Genomic DNA, 17,618 nt, shown 5'->3' with positions numbered 1-17,618 from the left:
AGATATAATAATTTTTTACTTTTTGGATTGAAATGATCCTATTTTTTAAATGAGTATAAAAAATTAAATTATATACGGCTTAGACTGAAAGTCCAAAGTGATGTCAATTATTCCAAAATCAAGCTAAAACATAATTTTCTTGCTCTTTAACCAATTTTATCCATTGTACAATTATGCTCAATTCAAAAATGAAAACGCAAATTCTCCATGCACTCCCAGTTATTGCAATACTCATGATTCATACTATGATCGATGCTTGGGGACAAGGTTCAAATGACTCCGAAAAGGGAAAAATTAAAGTAGCTGCCTACGATGGAATTTTGGCTGCAGGTTTTGTGGATGGTGGCGGTTTCACAAATTTTACCGGGCCTAACATCAATATGACTTATGGAGATTCCAAATATATTCTCAGTGCCTTACCCTCTTTAAGGTACAAAAAAGACAATTCTGAACCCAGAAATGCTTTTGTTACGCCTAATCTTGGCATTGGGTTTACTTATAGTTACAAACTATTTGCCATTCAGATCCCTCTATTCTATAACCCAAAAACAGCAACTGAAAATGGAAGCTGGCATGTCGGGATAGGGTTGGGTTTGCGTCTCAATTATTTATAGAAATAAAATAGATACATTGAACTTTGGAAAATGAGAATTTCGATGACCAAAATGACTGATAAGAATAATATTACAGGAGTCATCTTAGCAGGAGGCAAAAACAGCCGGATGGGAAGTGATAAAGGTCTCCTGCAAGTTGGAGGTAAAAGCATTATGGAAAGGCAGATTGAAGTACTCCAATCTTTGGTGAAAGAGATTATCATCATCCATAATGGGAACAATTATGGCCATTTAGGAGTGAAAATTTTTAAAGATATAATACCGGATTCCGGCCCAATGGGCGGGATCTATACGGCTTTGATGGTAAGTCAGACATCCAAGATTTTTATCCTGAGCTGCGATATGCCTTTTATCAGTTCTGAACTGGTAAAAATGATTTTTAACGAAGCTGATAACTGTGACATTGCCATACCTCGGCATGGGAAAAAGCTCGAACCGCTTTGCGCCGTCTACGACAAATCTTGTCTTGTAACATTCAAGGAATTACTGGATCAAAAAGCCCTCAAAATGATGGATGCTTTAGATTTTTTTAAGGTAAATGAAATAACGGTACCACAGGAAATATTGGCCACGCAACCATTTGCCAATATCAATACCCCTGAGGACTATTTGAAAATTACTTCAACTTATAAGATTTGAACATAATTTTTCCAATTATCTATAATGTCACTAAAAACTATAAAAAAAATTTACCACATAGCCACATAGTTCACATAGCATGGAGAATCAAGAGTTAATTTTTAGATTGGAGGCTTGATCCTCCTTTACTATGTTTTCAAAATTACTTTCCCGCCTTGAGGGATCAGTTGTGGTAAAAATTTTGTTTTGTTTATAATTTACCTCATAGACTTTAAAGTTAACATAGCTTCGTCATCTATTATCAAAATGTCCTCTTGATACCTGGCTGTGATTATTCCTATGGTAAACTGGTTTTGACTTGATGCATCAAACTTTATACTTCCCTTTACTTTTCCGGATATTGACAGCCACTACTTTGTATTCCGGACACTTGGCTTCTGTATCATGCTCATCACTGGTGATCTGATTCAGCATCACTTCTGGAAAGTGGAAAGTAGAACTCAGAACCCCAGGTTTAACCTCCTCCGTTATCCTCGCCTTCAGATCCACCTTCCCTCTTGGAGATTCCACACAGACCATATCCCCATCTTTGATAAAATGCCTTTCTGCATCTGCCGGATGGATCATCAAGGTATCCTCGGTCAGCAATTCCACATTTTTAGTTCTTCTGGTCATCGTTCCTGCATTGTAATGCTCCAACTCCCTGTTGGTCGTAATGATGTATGGATAATCTTTTCCATATTTTACTAATTCCTGGCTTTCCTGAAAATCGAAATAATGGAATTTTCCTTTGCCCCTTTTGAATGAATCTGTATGTAAAATCTTGGTATCGCTACCATCTGCAGCTACTGGCCACTGCTTGCCATTATCACCCAATTCCTGCCATTTAACCCCGCTGAAAAAAGGAACAATCTGAGAAATCTCCTCCAAAAGGGTTTCCGCATCATAATCCGGTTGGGCGTACCCCATCCTGTTCATAATATCCACAATGATCTGTCCGTCACTTTTGGTGCCTTCCAAGGGTTCCACCACCTTTTGAACCCGCTGAATCCTTCTTTCCCCATTGGTGAATGTGCCGCTTTTCTCCAAAAATGAGGCACCTGGCAGGACCACATGGGCATACTTAGCAGTTTCTGTTAAAAACAGCTCCTGCACTACTAAAAGCTCCAGATTTTCCATCGCTGCGATAACCTTGTTCGTATTCGGATCGGTCTGCACCACATCCTCACCCATGAGCCACAATGCCTTCAAATTACCCTCAATGGAGGCTTCAAACATTTCCGGAATTTTCAAACCCTTGCTGAAAGGAATTTTGGTTTTATAAAACGTTTCATACTGTTTGTTGATCTCAGGATCATAGGCATTCAGATAACCTGCTCCCTGATGGGGCTGACAACCCATATCAGCTGCCCCCTGCACATTATTTTGACCTCTCAGTGGATTGACTCCAACTCCTTTCCTGCCGATATTTCCTGTAATCAAAGCCAGATCCGCAATCTGCATCACCGTATAGGTTCCTTGGGTATGTTCGGTTACTCCAAGTCCATGGAAAGACATGGCATTTGGTGCTTTGGCATAAGCCAAAGCTGCCTGCTTCACCAGTTGTTTATCAACTCCTGTGACACTTTCCAATTGGTTGATATCTAAATTCAGGATATGTTTTTTGAATTCCTCAAAACCTTCTGTTCTGCTCGCAATAAAGTCTTTGTCCATTGCATTCTCCTGAATGATATAGTACAACATCATATTCAGCAAGGCCACATTCGTTCCAGGTTTCAATTGAAGGTGATAGGTGGCATAGCGTGCCAGTTCGGTTTTGCGGGGATCGACCACAATGGTGGTTTTGCCCTTCATGGCAAACTGCTTCATCTTCGCTCCCGTAACGGGATGTGCATCTGTAGGATTGGCACCAATGACCAAAATACAATCAGTATGCTTGATTTCATCAATAGAATTGGTAGCCGCTCCCGTCCCGAAAGCATTCTGCATGCCCAATGCGGTAGGAGAATGACATACCCTGGCACAACAATCAATATTATTGGTACCGATCACTGCACGGATAAATTTCTGCATCAGGTAATTCTCCTCATTGGAACATCTTGCTGAGGAAATCCCTGCAATGGCATCAGGGCCATAGTGCTGTTTGATAGCTGTCAGTTTTTCGGCAATGTAATCATATGCCTCATCCCAGCTGGCTGGCTCTAAAACTCCATTTTTTCTGATCAGAGGAGTCCTGATACGGTCCGGATGGTTATAGAAAGAAAATGCAAACCTTCCTTTCAAACAGGTATGCCCCTGATTTACCTCTGCATCGTAGGGTGCCTGTATGGACTTGATTTTCCTATCTTTCACCGCTACTTCCAGATTACATCCCACTCCGCAATAGGTACAGACAGTCCTGACTTTTTTCTGCGCTCCAACACTCTTGGATTCAAAAACATCGGATATGGCTGAGGTGGGGCAGGCTTGGGCACAGGCACCACAACTCACACAATCGGAATCAAAAAAGGTGGTGTTATCACTTTTGATAATATGGCTATCAAAACCACGGCCGGCCATGCTTAGTACAAATTCGCCCTGAACCTCATCACAGGCCCTGACGCAACGGAAGCAGTTGATGCATTTGGAAAAATCAGAAGTCATATAAGGATGACTGAGGTCCTTTTCCCTGTCCAGATGATTTTTGCCCTCCGGGTAACGTACCGATCTTATGCCTACCTGCGCAGCAACTGTCTGTAGCTCACAGTTGTTGTTTACTTCACAGGTCAGACAGTCCAAAGGATGGTCGGTTAGGACCAGTTCAATGATATTTTTGCGAAGTCTGGAGATTTTTTCTGTATCGGTATAGATATAGGAATCGCCAAGGGCAGGCGTATGACAGGAAGCTACTGTTTTGGTATTCCCGTTTGGCTGCAAGGCAACCTCCACACTGCAAACCCTACAGGAACCAAATGGCTCCAAATTGGGTGCATCACATAGGGTAGGCACATGGCTTCTTCCCAAATGCCTACGGACAAATGACAAGACAGTCTCTCCTTCCTGAAGGACATATGCCTTATCGTTAATGTAGGCTATTTTATTCTTCACCCCACCGTTTCCATTCAACCTGTGGCCCATACCAGTATCATTCTGTAACTTCTCCATGGTCCCCATTTTTAATTTTGATCATTTGTGAAATACACCCTTAACTCATCTTCAAAATACTCCAGCGCATTCTTTACCGGCAGAGGCAATCCTCCGCCCAACATACACAATGAACCTATTTCCAAGGTCTCCAGCAAATCATCCATAAGTTTCCTATCGATGGTATAATCTGAAGTCCTGGCTTTATGTAGCATTTCTTTCCCTCTGGTAGAACCCAATCTACAGGGGAAGCATTTCCCGCAACTTTCATGTGCCGTAAATTCAAACAAATGCTCGATGTACAAAATCATCGGGAAATTTTCCGGAATACAAATAATGGAAGCATGCCCCAAAAGAAAGCCCTCCTGACTGAAAGATTCAAAATCAATGCTGAGATCCTCTATCTTAGAAACAGGAACAAGACCTCCCAAAGGTCCACCGATATGCATGGCTTTCACCGCTTGCTTAAAACCACCTCCGAGTTCATGAACCAACACGGATAAAGGAGTCCCCATATCCACTTCATAAATTCCCGGATTTCTGAAATGCCCATCCAAGGACACCAACTTGGTTCCTTTGGATTTTTCTGTTCCGATAACCCCATAAGCATTTCCTCCTTTTGAAATGATAAAAGGCAGGTTGGCCAAAGTTTCCACATTATTAACCACCGTCGGCAAATTGAACAGACCTTTTTGCGCAGGATAAGGCGGTCTTACCCTGACTTCCGGCCGCTGACCTTCAATGGAGGAAAGTAAGGCAGTCTCTTCCCCACAGATGTAAGCCCCTTGGGCTTTGATGATTTTAAAGTGAAAAGAAAATCCAGAACCGAGAATATCTTCCCCTATCAATTGATGCTTTTCCATCTCGGAAATGGCACTTTCGATTATAGCAATGGATTCTGGATATTCACCCCTGATATACAAAACCCCAACTGTGGCATCTGCTATATATCCGGCGATGACCATACCCAGCAAAACTGAATTGGGGCGTTTTTCCAATAAATACCTATCCGAATAAGCTCCGGGATCCCCTTCATCTGCATTACAGACAATAAAACGTTGTTCTGCAGGAGTGTTGCGGCAGGAGTCCAACTTGATGGCTATCGGGAATCCTGCTCCTCCCCTTCCTCGCAAACCGGATTTTTTTAACTCTTCGGACAACTCAGCAATAGGTTTCTGAAAACAGGATTTCAAGATCTCTTCATAAGACGAAAAACCCTGAAATTGCAGGGTCAATACAGGAGTTCCATATACCCCAACTTGATAATTGTCCTCTAAACTGATCTCTTCATCCAGGATTCCCTCAATTTGATCAATGGCCTTTCCTGAAAAATTTTTACCTCCATAATGAAAAGCAGCATTTTCATGACATCTTCCCAGGCAGCACATTTCTCCGATTTCATGGGCTTCAAAATACCGGGATAACTTTTCCTTCAACTCAGGCTGCGTTCCTGCACAAAGACAGGCGCTTCCATTGCAGACATACACTTTTTTATGCTGATTTTCTGGTTTGAGAAAATCATAAAAAGAAACAGTGCCATGCAGTGTTGCCTTGCCCACCAGAAATTCCTGCCTGATGCGTTCCATATCCGTATCCTGTAGCAGACCTGTTTTTTGAACAGCATTACCCAATTCTTCAAAGAGATTGGTGGAAAGCCCTTTTCGGCCTGATAAATAACTTAAGTTTTTTGACATAAGCTGCTTTCTTTAACCCTGCCAGAAGCCACCAATTCGTTTGGATTAGGTATAACAAGCTGATGGGGATTGGAGTAAATGGTGAGTTTTTGATCACGGCAAAATGCCATGAGGGTGATACCTGCTTCTATGGCCATATCAACCGCCAGCGTGGATGGTGCAGATACTGAGGCCAAAAACGGAATACCTGCAGACCTCGCTTTATTCACGATTTCGTAGGAAATCCTGCCGCTTACGGTAAGGCACTTGGCATTTTCCAAAAGACCTATATTGAGCAGTTCTCCGATCACTTTATCTACGGCGTTATGCCTTCCTATATCTTCCTGAACACTTAACAATACCCCGTCAATCCCAAATGCTCCCGCAGCATGTGTACCTCCACTTTGTTTGAAATCCTTCTGATGTTGGTTCAATTTCAGGAACATCTCATTGACAAAATCAACATTTAATAAGTCCTGATTTTGAACCTTACCACAATCTAAATCTTCCAATGTCGTCTTACCGCAAAGCCCGCACGATGAGGAAGAAATCACATTCCTTTTTCCTGAAAAATCCGTCAAAACCAATTCCGGGGAAACGCAGACATTTACTGAAGTAATGCATCCTGATGTGTTTTTCTCAATGATTTCCAATTCCGGCTTACAGGAAATATCCCTGATGACATTTTCTGTAAAAAGCAGTCCACGAACCAGGTTCTTTTCATTACCTGGAGTTTGCATGGTAACTGTAAAAGGAATCCTGTTTATTGATATGCTCAAGGGAACTTCAACGGCAAGTGTGTCCTCAACCTGAGAAAAGCTGTTGTCCTGATAGAAAATACCGTGATATTTTTGAACACTCATAGCAAATTAGGATAATTTTCAGGTTACAGATTCTGGCTTCCAATTTTTTCATTCAATTATTATTGAATAAAACATAGAAATAGATCGAGTATAATCTGACCTACCTTTATATTCTGAACCTTAAGATAAGCAATTATGAGTGGTTTTGCAGGATAAAACTCAGCCCAAGGTCCATATTCTCAAAACTAGTTGCTCGAAACCAATTCAGCTGGTCTCAAGTTCACCTTCGCTTTTCCTTCCTTTGAAAGTATCAAAAAGGCCATGAGGAGTGAAGCTGCGAGATAAATACCCACTACTACTGTAGCTCCAGGAATATACTCCTGTAAACCAAACCAACCTCCATTCCAATAAATCAATCCCAAGCCTACCACAAATCGAATGATTTCTGCAGGAAGGGCTACTCTGGCCTTATCCATTAGACTGGTATAAGCAAAAATCGAAACCATCATAAAAATGGCATACAGCATCACTTCCAGGTATTGAAAATTGACAAAGGCTACCAAGACGTGGAATACCATTGCAAAATTTACTACCAATTGCAGCCATGACCAAGCAAATAATACTTTGGAAGGTTTGCTGTCATACTTGACCTGTTCATAAGCGTTTTTCCAATAATTCCAAGGATACTTTTCAGCTACATCCGCAGGCCTCCAACCAGTTGGCATAAACCAAATTCTCAGCTTGTCCCACCAACTTTGTGTTCTCCAGGCATCCTGAATCAAAGACCAGAGATGCACGTAATTTATGATCAAAGGATTCCAGGTATTGACAGGTTTTTTTACCCCATACACAGGTGGCTCTTCATCCAATTCCTCCTGAAATGTTCCAAACAGCTTGTCCCAGAAGATAAAAATCTGTGAAAGGTTTTTATCCAAATAGATATCATTGATGGCATGGTGTACCCTATGATGGGATGGCGTCACCAGGATATGCTCTAGGAAACCCATTTTACCAATCAGGCGGGTATGATACCAAAACTGGGCGAATAAATGAATTGGGGCAACTATGGCTACCACTTCTCCGGGTACACCCAAAAATGCTATAGGGATATAAAGGAAAAAATAAATACCCACAATAGCAGACACCGACTGCCTTAGCGCACAACTCAAATTAAACTCTTCACTGCTGTGGTGTACAATGTGCCTGTTCCAAAAGGCATTGATCTTATGGTCAAAACGATGACTCCAATATCCAACAAAGTCCATCCCAATAAATGCCACCACATATACTAACCAAGTACTTTCTATATGAAAAAGTGCCACTTTATCTACCATCCAGCCATAAGATACAATAGCTATTGAAAGGCCCATCAGATTTTTCAAAGTATTGGTCATCCCCGAACTTAGACTGGATATGGTGTCCATTCCATAGTTGATGTGTCGCTTCATCCTTCGCGCAGCGATTTCTTCAATGATAATCAAGATCAAAAAAAAGGGGATAGCGAAGGTTAGGGCTTTGGCATACAATTCCATAGACTCGGGGTTTATTGCTAATACAGATGTAAATTACGCTTGTTTGGCCTTTTTCACAAATTAATTAAAATTTGTATTACCAGTACAATCGGCAACAGGATTCCAAGGAATCTAATGCCTTTGTTGCCTGATTTTCTAAACTAATCCAGTTGGCTTCTATGGAAATATTTCCAGCATAATTTAATTCTATCAATTTTTTGATATAGGTACTATAACCTCCATCTGAGAATCCAGGAGGTTTCCTACCCTGTTTTTCGGACACATGGATATGTTTGATCAAATGGGCATGTTCCGAAAGTTCTTCTTCAGACTCATCTTCCATCATCATATGATAAATATCTGCCATTAATTGAAAATTCGGATGGTTGACCTTTTTAACAATTTCAGCACCTTCATGCAAGGTATTAATGAAATTGCATTCAGTTCTATTAAACGGTTCCAAAACAAGCATCATATGGTACTTTGAAGCCAATTTCCCCAAATCATGGCATAAAATTACCATTTGGTCCTCAGCTTCAGACTTTGAAAATCCTTCCGGTATTGATCTTGACCCCCTACTACCAAATGCTATCATTTCCACTTTGGCTTTCTTGGCCCTACCGAAAACCAAATCGGCATATTCCAGTATTTCATCATGATGGATAATAGGACCTACGGATTTCAGTTTGTCAGGTAAAAACCCTATACAATTCCTGACCGGAATCCTATTATGACTTATCCGGTCCAATAATTCATCGAATTCTCCCTCACTTCTATGGGGAATTAAAAGGTTTTTTACAGCCTCTTCAATAAAACTATAGCCATGTCCAGCCAAGAGATCTGCGTGGACAAAACTTGTACAAATACCAAATTGTGTTTTGAATTTCATATCCAAAAATAATAACCAGGGGCAAAAAAATAACCAAAGAATAATCCCCCGTAGGTATAAAAAAATAAGATTTCAAAAAGTTGCTTAATCACCCGCATGCTAAAGTATGGCAATAAACAACTTCTGGAAATACCTATTTTTAGGTATTTTTAAAGGGAATATTCAATTTATTCTTTTCATTTTTCTGTTAAAACCTCTAATTCACTGACATTCAGGGGAAGCCAATTCTATGAAGTAAAAGGGAAATCAGGTATCCTTTACACACCTAAACCCAACATTTGAAGTTCCACTGTCATATGCATGTCCTTGCCTGGCAGAAGGCCTGTAATTGATACAATAATCGTCAGCACAGAGAAAAGACCCCCCTTTGATCACTTTTTCCATAGCATATGGGTTGGTTGGATTATAGCATTTATTGATGGCACTGTCCAGAGCAGGTGCTTTTCCTGCAATCCTGCTGAACTTAATGGCATCAAACCAATCGTTGGTCAATTCCCAGACATTCCCAATAATATCATATAGGCCAAAAGCATTGGGGGGGAAATTTTTCACGGGAGCAGTTCCCAAAAATCCATCCATTCCTACATTATTATGGGGAAATTCTCCCTGAAAAGTATTGGCCATAATCATTCCATTGGGTTGAAATTCATTTCCCCAGGCATACCTTTGATGCTCTTTCCCTCCTTTTGCGGCAAATTCCCATTCGGCTTCAGTAGGTAATCTTTTGCCTGCCCATTTGGCAAAAGCCTCTGCATCTTCGAAAGCAATATGGACGACGGGATGGTTCTCTTTTCCTTTGATATCACTTTCTGGCCCCTCCGGATGTCTCCAGTTGGCACCATCCACCCATTTCCACCATTGGCTTATGTCATGATTGTGGGTAGGTACAGCATGAGATGGTGGAGAAAACACCAAAGAGCCCGGTTGCAACTCTTCTTCGGATAGCTGTGGGGTTCCCGGAGGCAACTGCTTTTTTATTTCTTCCCAGTCAATTTTTCTTTCAGCCACAGTGATGTAACCGGTTTCTTCCACAAATACCGCGAACTGGGCATTGGTCACTTCGGTCTCATCCATCCAGAAACCCTTGACTTGCATTTTAACGGCCGGTCTTTCAACAGGATAGGCTTCTGTTTCATCTGTACCCATGAAAAAAGAGCCTCCCGGTATCCAAACCATACCCTCAATTTTTTCAGATGGCACTTCTTCAGCTATTTCCTTAGCAGAATTTTCAGTATTTGAATTGCAAGCCAACAAGCTTAGAAGAAAAAATAATTGAATAATTGAAATAAAGGATAAATTTTTCATGATATTTTAAGACATTCCTAAAGGTAATTAGCTTATAAAAGAAGAACAAAATTATTTTATATGAAATCCAGAATGAATTCGGTCGACCGCCTTAGATTACTTTTTGAAGAACAAATTAATGTCATGCCCATTGCAGAAAATCTGGTTCTTCTTGATCTTTCCAATTACAGAGAGGAAATGGAAAAAAGGAACTTCCATACTGCTATTGTGAATGTGGATGGAAATTGGATGAAATATGACGCTGGGGATACAAATCCCACTCCACTGACCGAAGAGGACTTTATGGATGCTGAAACACCCTTATTAAAGGCGTTTCGCATGTTGGTGGAGAAGAGAAGGTATTTTATCAAAGATGATGAAGGACATCCCGCCTATATTGTTACTCGGACAGATCTGGATAAAATCCCTTTACGAATTGGTTTTTTTGGGGTAATCAGCCTTTTTGAAACCCATCTTAAAAATCTGATCCGAAAATACCTTCCCAATTGGGAAGAAAGCCTTTCTGAAAACAGGTTAAACCAGGCAAAAAGTCTTTATGAATGGAAAAAAGGCAGAAAAGAGGAAATTGACCTGGTCCAATGCCTACAATTCGGTGATCTCGGATCGGTTTTTTCAAAGAACAAGAGATTTAAAAAGTTTGACCCCTCCCTTAGCAGGGATAATTTTATCCAACAAATGAATGCCCTTGGGAAATTAAGGGATGCCTTGGCGCATTCCCAGTCCCACTTAGGTTTTAGCTGGAAAGAAATTGACGATCTGATCATTTTTGTCCGAACCATCATCGATAGAGAGGACCCTGTTTTTGAAGATTGATTATTCCCAGGCAACCCTTTTGGTTGATTCTGCATTTTTTAAATAAAAGCCCAAAAAAGATTGGTAGATAAAAGAATCATAGACAAAGCAGTCAAAGGCGACCATAAATCAGAAAGACAGATTTATGAGCTTCTAAGTAAACCTTTGTTTATGATGTGTTTGCGGTATCTCAAAAATCAAGAAGATGCTGAGGATGTGCTAACTCTTGCTTTTGTAAAGGTTTTTCAATCGCTTTCAGGCTTTGAATTTCAAGGTCCGGGTTCATTGGTAGCCTGGGCAAGGAAAGTAACCCTTAACGAGTGCCTGATGTACCTACGGAAACAAAAAAGGAGTCCAATGATGGTTGAGCCTGATGAGCATGTCAGGTCAATTGAAGAAGGTGTAATAGACAAATTATCGGCTGATGAGCTTTTTATTTTGATTCTACAGTTGCCGGAAGGATACAGGACGGTATTCAACCTTTACGAGATAGAAGGTTATGCTCATCATGAAATCGCGGAAAAACTAAATATCAGTCTGGGTACTTCAAAATCCCAATTGAGCAAATCAAAGGCCTATCTAAGGGAATTGATCAGAAAAAACGGAGGGGAAAATGCTACGAAAATCATTTGAAAATATAGACCAGAGAGCCAATATTCCGGAAGGTATTGAGTTCAGAAAGGAACTGATCTGGGAAAATATCCAAAAGAGTTCTTCAAAGAAACGTTCATGGAGATGGATTTGGTTGGCTGCCTCCTTGTTTCCTCTGCTGCTTTTGGGAATCTGGATGGTAATACCTTCACAAAAAATCGAAACTAATTATCTTTTGAGCCGGGTAATGCCGGAGAATTATATGGAAGTACCGGTTTATAAACCAACTTTCAAAGAGAAAAAACAGGGAGAAATAAGTATCGTCGCTAAAATCACCCTTAAGGATTCCATTCATATCCGGGAAAATAACCCAGTCGCCTTAGACAGTTCTGAAGCCATTCAGTCAAAGGAGAACTCCACAACATCAAGACCATCGATTGTATTTGAATACTCTTCAAATGAACCGGAAGTCAAAAAGTTAAGTCCTGCGGCTGAGGCACTCAAAAATGCTTTGGCAAAAACCAAGGTAGAAGGAAAAACCGAAGAAAGGATCGTGGTTGAAAAGTTAACTTTTGAACAACAGATTCAGGCAAGGAAACATTACCAACAAGAAAATGCTTCCAAACATAAAACCAAGCAATCCGATGAAAACTAGAATAATTTTGTTTTTTATAACTTTAGCTATGGGGGTATGCCATAAAAACTTTGGTCAAATTCCTTCGGATTTGTTGTCACTTCACCCTAATTCATGGAAGTTCCCCCATAAAGACCTTTCCTTTTTTTATGACCAGGAAAATTTAAGTTTGAAATATGGTCATGACACTTTGGAAGTGTTTATACTTGGTAACAAAAAAATTGCTTACAGGTGGCATGATATCCAAAGGCAGAAGGATTTTAATGGGTGGTACGGGTTTGAGGCTGACATTGATCTTTTAATGGAAATGTTAGAGAAATTAGAACTGAATTTCACGGCCAACAATTATGAAATTGTTTTCAGCCCAGAATCAGAAAGAATAAAGACTCGGGTCCTTCCTGAAGCAAGATATGCCATAGTCGGAGAAGAAATGCTTCCTGTTTTTCGGCATAAGATTACCCTTACTTATTATTCCTACTTGATGGAAATTGATTTTTTCCTTGGGGAAATTGATGAACTATTAATTCTAAAAAGTTCTGGTATTAATGATGTAATCAAATCCCATGCATCAGAAAATTATTGGTATAAAGAATATGTCAGAAAAAACTTCAACAAAGCTTTGATAATAGATGAGGAAGGTAATTTCAGGATAGACACTTTCCGTTCTCGGGAAAACCCCTACTATCCCCGAACAAACCTTGAACTTGGTGCAGGGTATGTTTTTGGGTATAGTGTAGGAATGAACTTTCAGCCAAGGGTCAATTTCAGGTTAAGGACAAAAAAGACAAATATAAATAAACACACTCTCTTTTTGGCATTCAATGGTCTTCTGTCCCATATTCCGGATGGCGAAAAACCATTTGAAATAGCCCAGGATTATTTTTTGGGTGTAGGGCAAGAGTCTGACCTGATAGGCAACAATGTTGCAGTCATGCTAGGTTTTCGGATTTTTGGGTATAATGGAATATTGGAGAATAATAATGTTATGTTCAAAATTGATTTTTCGGTGACACCAAAATTAAAGATTTTTTGGTCCCTTTACCAATCTCCCAATTTCTCTCAGGATATCCCAAGCGCTAATTTTTTAGGCCTCAATTATGTGATTTTTTAACTTACAAATCCTCCAATGAAAGACATCTGTATTCAATTTCAAAACCTTGGAATTTAAAAAGTAAATGCTCCGATTTTTTCATCAAGGAAGGTAAATTAAACTTTTCTTTGTTCAACTTCACTTCTGCAATCATTAGTTTCTTTTCAAACTCATTGACGGCAACAATATCGATCTCATTTTGGTTACCTTTTTCCCAATAGGTTCCAATCTTGGAATATGCTTTAGTTTCTTTAAGTTTTTGATAAAAATATTTCTCCAATACAAAGCCAGAATAACCTGAAAAATCTCTTTTTACAATCTGCTTGATCAAATCGAAATTCTCTATTTCAACGATACTTCTGTACTTGTAAATAAACCTGAACCAAAAATTCAGAAAATTATCCTCAATCCTGTATTTAATCCGGCGACTAGAAGGTTTGGATAGAATCGGCTTTATTTTTTTGATGATCCCAAATTCATTTTCAAGTCTTTCCAAATAGCCTCCTATGCTCATTTCCAAAATGGATTCGATTTCAGGTCTAGAGGTTTTGGAAGAAGCTATTAAACTCAGTATAGAGAAATAGGTAGAATAATCTCTCCCAAATTCCTCAATAAGGACATGCTTACCTTCTTCCACCATTAATGAATTGGATTGAAAAATTTCATCCAGCATATCATCTAAATTAAAGGCTGAAGCATTAACCATATTTTCAAGATATTTTGCAACTCCTCCAGTTAGCGTAAATAATGCAAATAAATCGGATGGGCTGTAACCAGGTTTGTGATCAGCTAAAATTTCTTTGATAGTTTTTGTACCAAATGGCTGAAGTCGAATTTTCCCTGTTGCACGGGAAAAAAGAGGTTCTTTGGCATCCTCAAATATTCTCTTCATCATAGAATAAATGGACCCACAGATAATTAAATTAATCTTTGACTCCTCCTTTTTACTGTCCCAGATATTTTGCATATCACTAAAAATTGTGGAATTGATATTCAAAAATTCCTGGAATTCATCAATGACTAAAGTAAATGGATCTTTTACAGCATGATCCATCAAAATCCCAAAGATGTCTTTGAAGGATTTCAACTCCCCATACCATGAAATATTCAAATTGGTCCTTATTATTTCTGAAAACTCCTCTACCAAAAGGGACTCTGATTTTTTGGCAACAAAAAAATACAAAGCTTTCTTCCCTTCTATACTTTTTTTGAGAAGTGAAGTCTTGCCAATTCTTCTCCTTCCAATGACTAAGGTAAGCTGAGCTGTAACTCTTGACCTTTGTTCCTGTTTTTCCAAGAAAACTAATTCTTCTTCTCTATCATAAAATCTCATAATTCAATATATTGCAATTTTCATTACTGTAATGCAAATTACAGTAATATTCTTTACAATAAAAAATTATCAATGAATCAGAGAAGTATTGGATTAAAATCTCCCCACCTCAAAAGCCTTGATATCCATAGGAGAAGTGTTGCCTTCATGAAGGTCGGCAAGGATTTTCCCGGTGGCAGGTGCCATACTTACCCCCATCATGCCATGACCGGTACCAAACCAAAGATTTTGGTAACCAGGCGCAGCTCCGATGTAAGGAATACCATCCGGTGAACAGGGTCTTAAACCTTTCCAGATCTGGTCTTTTTCAGGAAATTTTGATTCAAAATCAGGATAGTACCGGTTGATGGATTCAAAGATTCCTTTTACCCTGTTGATATTTATGGACTCATCGGTCCCAGCAATTTCCATAGTACCTCCAAATCTTACCTGCTTACCATAGGGACTGACAGCTACTTTCATTTCAGTAAGAATCGCTGCCTGTTTGATTTCAGGTTGGTTTTCCTGCATAAAGCTGTAGCCCTTTCCCCCCATCATGGGCAAATTAAATCCAAGTTTTTGGGCAAGTTCCGCAGACCAGGCACCACCACAAAGTATGAACTTTTCCGCAGGCATGCTCCCCTCTTCCGTGAGTACAGCGGTCACTTTACCAGCATTTTTCTCAAAGCCAAGTACTTTCCTGTTGGGCAGGAATTGTACACCTTTTTCCAGAAGGTATTTTTTTAGGAAATTATATAAGTTGGCAGGAGAAAGATGGGCATCTCCAGGAAACATCACTGCACCTCTGGCTTTCACTTCTAGATTGGGTTCAATTTTGGAAATATCAGATGGGCTGAGTACTTCTGCTTCCAGTCCATGCTTTTGGGCTAAATGGGCAAATTCTATTTCCTCCTTTTCTACCTCAGCTGTTTGGTAGAGCATCATCAATCCTTTTTCTGCCATTTCCAGGTCTACGGCATCGGAATGTTGCAACCTAAACTCCTGGTACAAAGCCTTACTGAGTAAGGAAATATTTTTTAAATAAGGAATGGATTTTTCAACGTGTCCGGCATTGGCAGAACGGTAAAAGAGCCAAGACCATTCTAAGAGCTTTCGGTCTAATTTCGGATGAATGTAAAAAGGACTTTTTGAGGAAAACATCCAGGCAATCCCCTTGGCAATCATACCAGGAGCAGAAAGTGGAATGATATGACTGGGCACAATCATACCGGCATTGCCCGTAGAAGTTGTAACTTTCATATCGCTTTGGTCGACAATGATGACTTCAACCCCTTGTTCAATTAGATAATATGCAGTAAAGAGGCCGATAATGCCCCCGCCGATGATGATGGTTGGTTTCATTTGATGTGATGTACCATGTGTCCAATACAAGGTCCAAATATAATCCGATAAGACAGACAATATGTACAATGTACCTAGTAAAATAAGAACCTGATTAACGGGAATAAGTTGTCCAAATTAGCAATTTGTTCATTGCTATTTTGGACTGTAAAGATAATATTTAGTGGGTAAGAAAAGTTAAGAAAAATTGACAGGTACTGATACTTTATTGACGCCTAATTACTTAACCAAAACTTTCTGATGGACAATGGTTTATTTCAAAAAAATTATTGGATGTTGTAAGGAGTACACTTGGCAATAATCTGATTATTAAATTCCCGATCGTTTTTTAAAATGTCAAAAAAGCTATTCAGGTAATTCTTCGCAATTTTGAAATCATTTGAACTTATTTCTTTTTGAAAAGAATTGAGGGTTTCCGTAAAAATCTGTTCATTCATTAAAAATTGGTTTTTAACATATTGAATGAGATCTGATTCCCGGCAAATCCCTCTATAAAGTCTTTCCGTAACCGACTTGATAGGAAGATAATCATAAGGTAGGGCATAAGGTGCATTAACAAAACCTGAAAGGTCAAAGTCATAGGGAACAGGCACTTTTTTTCCTCCTTTAATATCCATGATTTTGACGTTGTGCTGACTGGTATTTGACCAATCTGTATTCCCAATCATAAAAGCGAAAAAATCCTGCTGTAAAGATAAGGTGTCATTAATTGCGTTGGGCAAGGTCAACTTGGCTTTGGATATTTTTGCATCGAATCTTTTAGCCAAATTGTCATCATCCTCAATAATAAATGCCTTAAGATTATATGTTTTGCTTTTCCTGTTTTTATTGTCAGTCAAGGTGAGGTTAACCAATCTGGTCTTGAAATGATAGGGTGTGACTGACTCATAAAACTTATAACAAACATATTCCTTCATGATTAAGTCATTGAATGCAAAGCTGTATTGACAGGGAATCACAAGTTTCAAAGCCTTATCTTCCCTGAAAATTGTATGATTAGAATCTTTCTTTTTGATTTTCATCCTTATGGGAGGAAACTGACATTTTTCCCTTCTTGAATTTCCCCTTGCCCTGAGGCTTACTTCCAAAGAATCCCATTCCCCTTCTTCTGTTAGGTACCTGAGAAGAGTGGAAAAAAAAACCGTGTCTGACTTTGATAACTTTAATTCTTCAAGGGATGTTACCAATTCCAATTCCAAAGGCTTCTCACTTGAAAAAAGTGGCGAATCCTGAAAGGCGAAACCAATGAAAGTCTTACCGGACAAAAAAAATACCAGAGTAAAAACAAGGTAAAATCTATAATTCATAGAAACAGCATTAAATAATTAATCCTTTTTTTT

15 protein-coding genes are annotated in these 17,618 nt (G+C 39.4%); 6 read left to right on the top strand and 9 right to left on the bottom strand.

From position 1 onward, the window contains the following. Window positions 1-188: 188 nt before the first annotated feature. On the top strand, window positions 189-614 hold the full coding sequence (locus ACFSKV_RS01265; RefSeq protein ID WP_380799763.1) for a hypothetical protein: 426 nt from the start codon (window positions 189-191) through the stop codon (window positions 612-614). A 30-nt stretch (window positions 615-644) separates the two neighbouring features. Beyond that, entirely contained in the window at window positions 645-1,253 is a 609-nt protein-coding gene (locus ACFSKV_RS01260; protein WP_380799761.1) for a molybdenum cofactor guanylyltransferase, read from the top strand. 306 nt (window positions 1,254-1,559) lie between these two features. On the opposite strand, the gene fdhF is transcribed toward ACFSKV_RS01260, so the two are convergent. The 6 genes from fdhF to ACFSKV_RS01230 all read right to left on the bottom strand — a co-directional run bounded on the left by fdhF (window position 1,560) and on the right by ACFSKV_RS01230 (window position 10,497). Then, a complete protein-coding gene (fdhF, locus tag ACFSKV_RS01255; protein WP_380799760.1) occupies window positions 1,560-4,337 on the bottom strand; it encodes a formate dehydrogenase subunit alpha in 2,778 nt (925 codons plus the stop codon). A gap of 11 nt (window positions 4,338-4,348) precedes the next feature. After that, window positions 4,349-6,010, bottom strand: a complete 1,662-nt coding sequence (locus ACFSKV_RS01250; RefSeq protein ID WP_380799758.1) for an NADH-ubiquinone oxidoreductase-F iron-sulfur binding region domain-containing protein — start codon at window positions 6,008-6,010, stop codon at window positions 4,349-4,351. After that, complete coding sequence (fdhD, locus tag ACFSKV_RS01245) at window positions 5,995-6,852, bottom strand: formate dehydrogenase accessory sulfurtransferase FdhD (RefSeq protein WP_380799756.1); 858 nt, start codon at window positions 6,850-6,852, stop codon at window positions 5,995-5,997. The genes ACFSKV_RS01250 and fdhD overlap by 16 nt, the downstream gene beginning before the upstream one ends. A 185-nt stretch (window positions 6,853-7,037) precedes the next feature. Then, on the bottom strand, window positions 7,038-8,324 hold the full coding sequence (locus ACFSKV_RS01240; RefSeq protein ID WP_380799755.1) for a sterol desaturase family protein: 1,287 nt from the start codon (window positions 8,322-8,324) through the stop codon (window positions 7,038-7,040). Window positions 8,325-8,400: 76 nt separating this feature from the next. After that, window positions 8,401-9,192 carry a sugar phosphate isomerase/epimerase family protein gene (locus ACFSKV_RS01235; RefSeq protein ID WP_380799754.1) on the bottom strand — a complete coding sequence of 264 codons (792 nt, stop codon included), beginning with the start codon at window positions 9,190-9,192 and terminating at the stop codon, window positions 8,401-8,403. A gap of 246 nt (window positions 9,193-9,438) precedes the next feature. Beyond that, window positions 9,439-10,497 (bottom strand): formylglycine-generating enzyme family protein, encoded by a 1,059-nt coding sequence (locus ACFSKV_RS01230; protein ID WP_380799753.1) that lies wholly within the window; start codon window positions 10,495-10,497, stop codon window positions 9,439-9,441. Window positions 10,498-10,557: 60 nt separating this feature from the next. Here ACFSKV_RS01230 and ACFSKV_RS01225 point away from each other — a divergent pair, with 60 nt between their 5' ends. From ACFSKV_RS01225 to ACFSKV_RS01210, 4 genes are read left to right on the top strand one after another with little or no spacing between them, the layout of a single operon-like run. Further along, entirely contained in the window at window positions 10,558-11,310 is a 753-nt protein-coding gene (locus ACFSKV_RS01225; protein WP_380799752.1) for a CBS domain-containing protein, read from the top strand. A 60-nt stretch (window positions 11,311-11,370) separates the two neighbouring features. Then, entirely contained in the window at window positions 11,371-11,922 is a 552-nt protein-coding gene (locus tag ACFSKV_RS01220; protein WP_380799750.1) for an RNA polymerase sigma factor, read from the top strand. Next, entirely contained in the window at window positions 11,903-12,535 is a 633-nt protein-coding gene (locus ACFSKV_RS01215) for a hypothetical protein (protein ID WP_380799748.1), read from the top strand. Before ACFSKV_RS01220 ends, ACFSKV_RS01215 begins: the two co-directional genes overlap by 20 nt. Further along, window positions 12,525-13,625 carry a hypothetical protein gene (locus ACFSKV_RS01210; protein ID WP_380799747.1) on the top strand — a complete coding sequence of 367 codons (1,101 nt, stop codon included), beginning with the start codon at window positions 12,525-12,527 and terminating at the stop codon, window positions 13,623-13,625. The genes ACFSKV_RS01215 and ACFSKV_RS01210 overlap by 11 nt, the downstream gene beginning before the upstream one ends. A gap of 1 nt (window position 13,626) precedes the next feature. Here the strand turns inward: ACFSKV_RS01210 and ACFSKV_RS01205 are convergent, their stop codons facing one another. The 3 genes from ACFSKV_RS01205 to ACFSKV_RS01195 all read right to left on the bottom strand — a co-directional run bounded on the left by ACFSKV_RS01205 (window position 13,627) and on the right by ACFSKV_RS01195 (window position 17,585). Beyond that, a complete protein-coding gene (locus tag ACFSKV_RS01205) occupies window positions 13,627-14,937 on the bottom strand; it encodes an ATP-binding protein (RefSeq protein WP_380799746.1) in 1,311 nt (436 codons plus the stop codon). A gap of 93 nt (window positions 14,938-15,030) precedes the next feature. Next, on the bottom strand, window positions 15,031-16,278 hold the full coding sequence (locus tag ACFSKV_RS01200; protein ID WP_380799745.1) for an NAD(P)/FAD-dependent oxidoreductase: 1,248 nt from the start codon (window positions 16,276-16,278) through the stop codon (window positions 15,031-15,033). A 266-nt stretch (window positions 16,279-16,544) separates the two neighbouring features. Continuing rightward, complete coding sequence (locus ACFSKV_RS01195) at window positions 16,545-17,585, bottom strand: hypothetical protein (protein ID WP_380799744.1); 1,041 nt, start codon at window positions 17,583-17,585, stop codon at window positions 16,545-16,547. Between the last annotated feature and the right edge of the window lie 33 nt (window positions 17,586-17,618).

This window comes from Shivajiella indica, assembly GCF_042683085.1.
GTDB classification, from domain to species: domain Bacteria; phylum Bacteroidota; class Bacteroidia; order Cytophagales; family Cyclobacteriaceae; genus Shivajiella; species Shivajiella indica.
The sequence above is the reverse complement of the archived record's forward strand: the minus strand, read 5'-3'. Positions and strand labels throughout refer to the sequence as shown.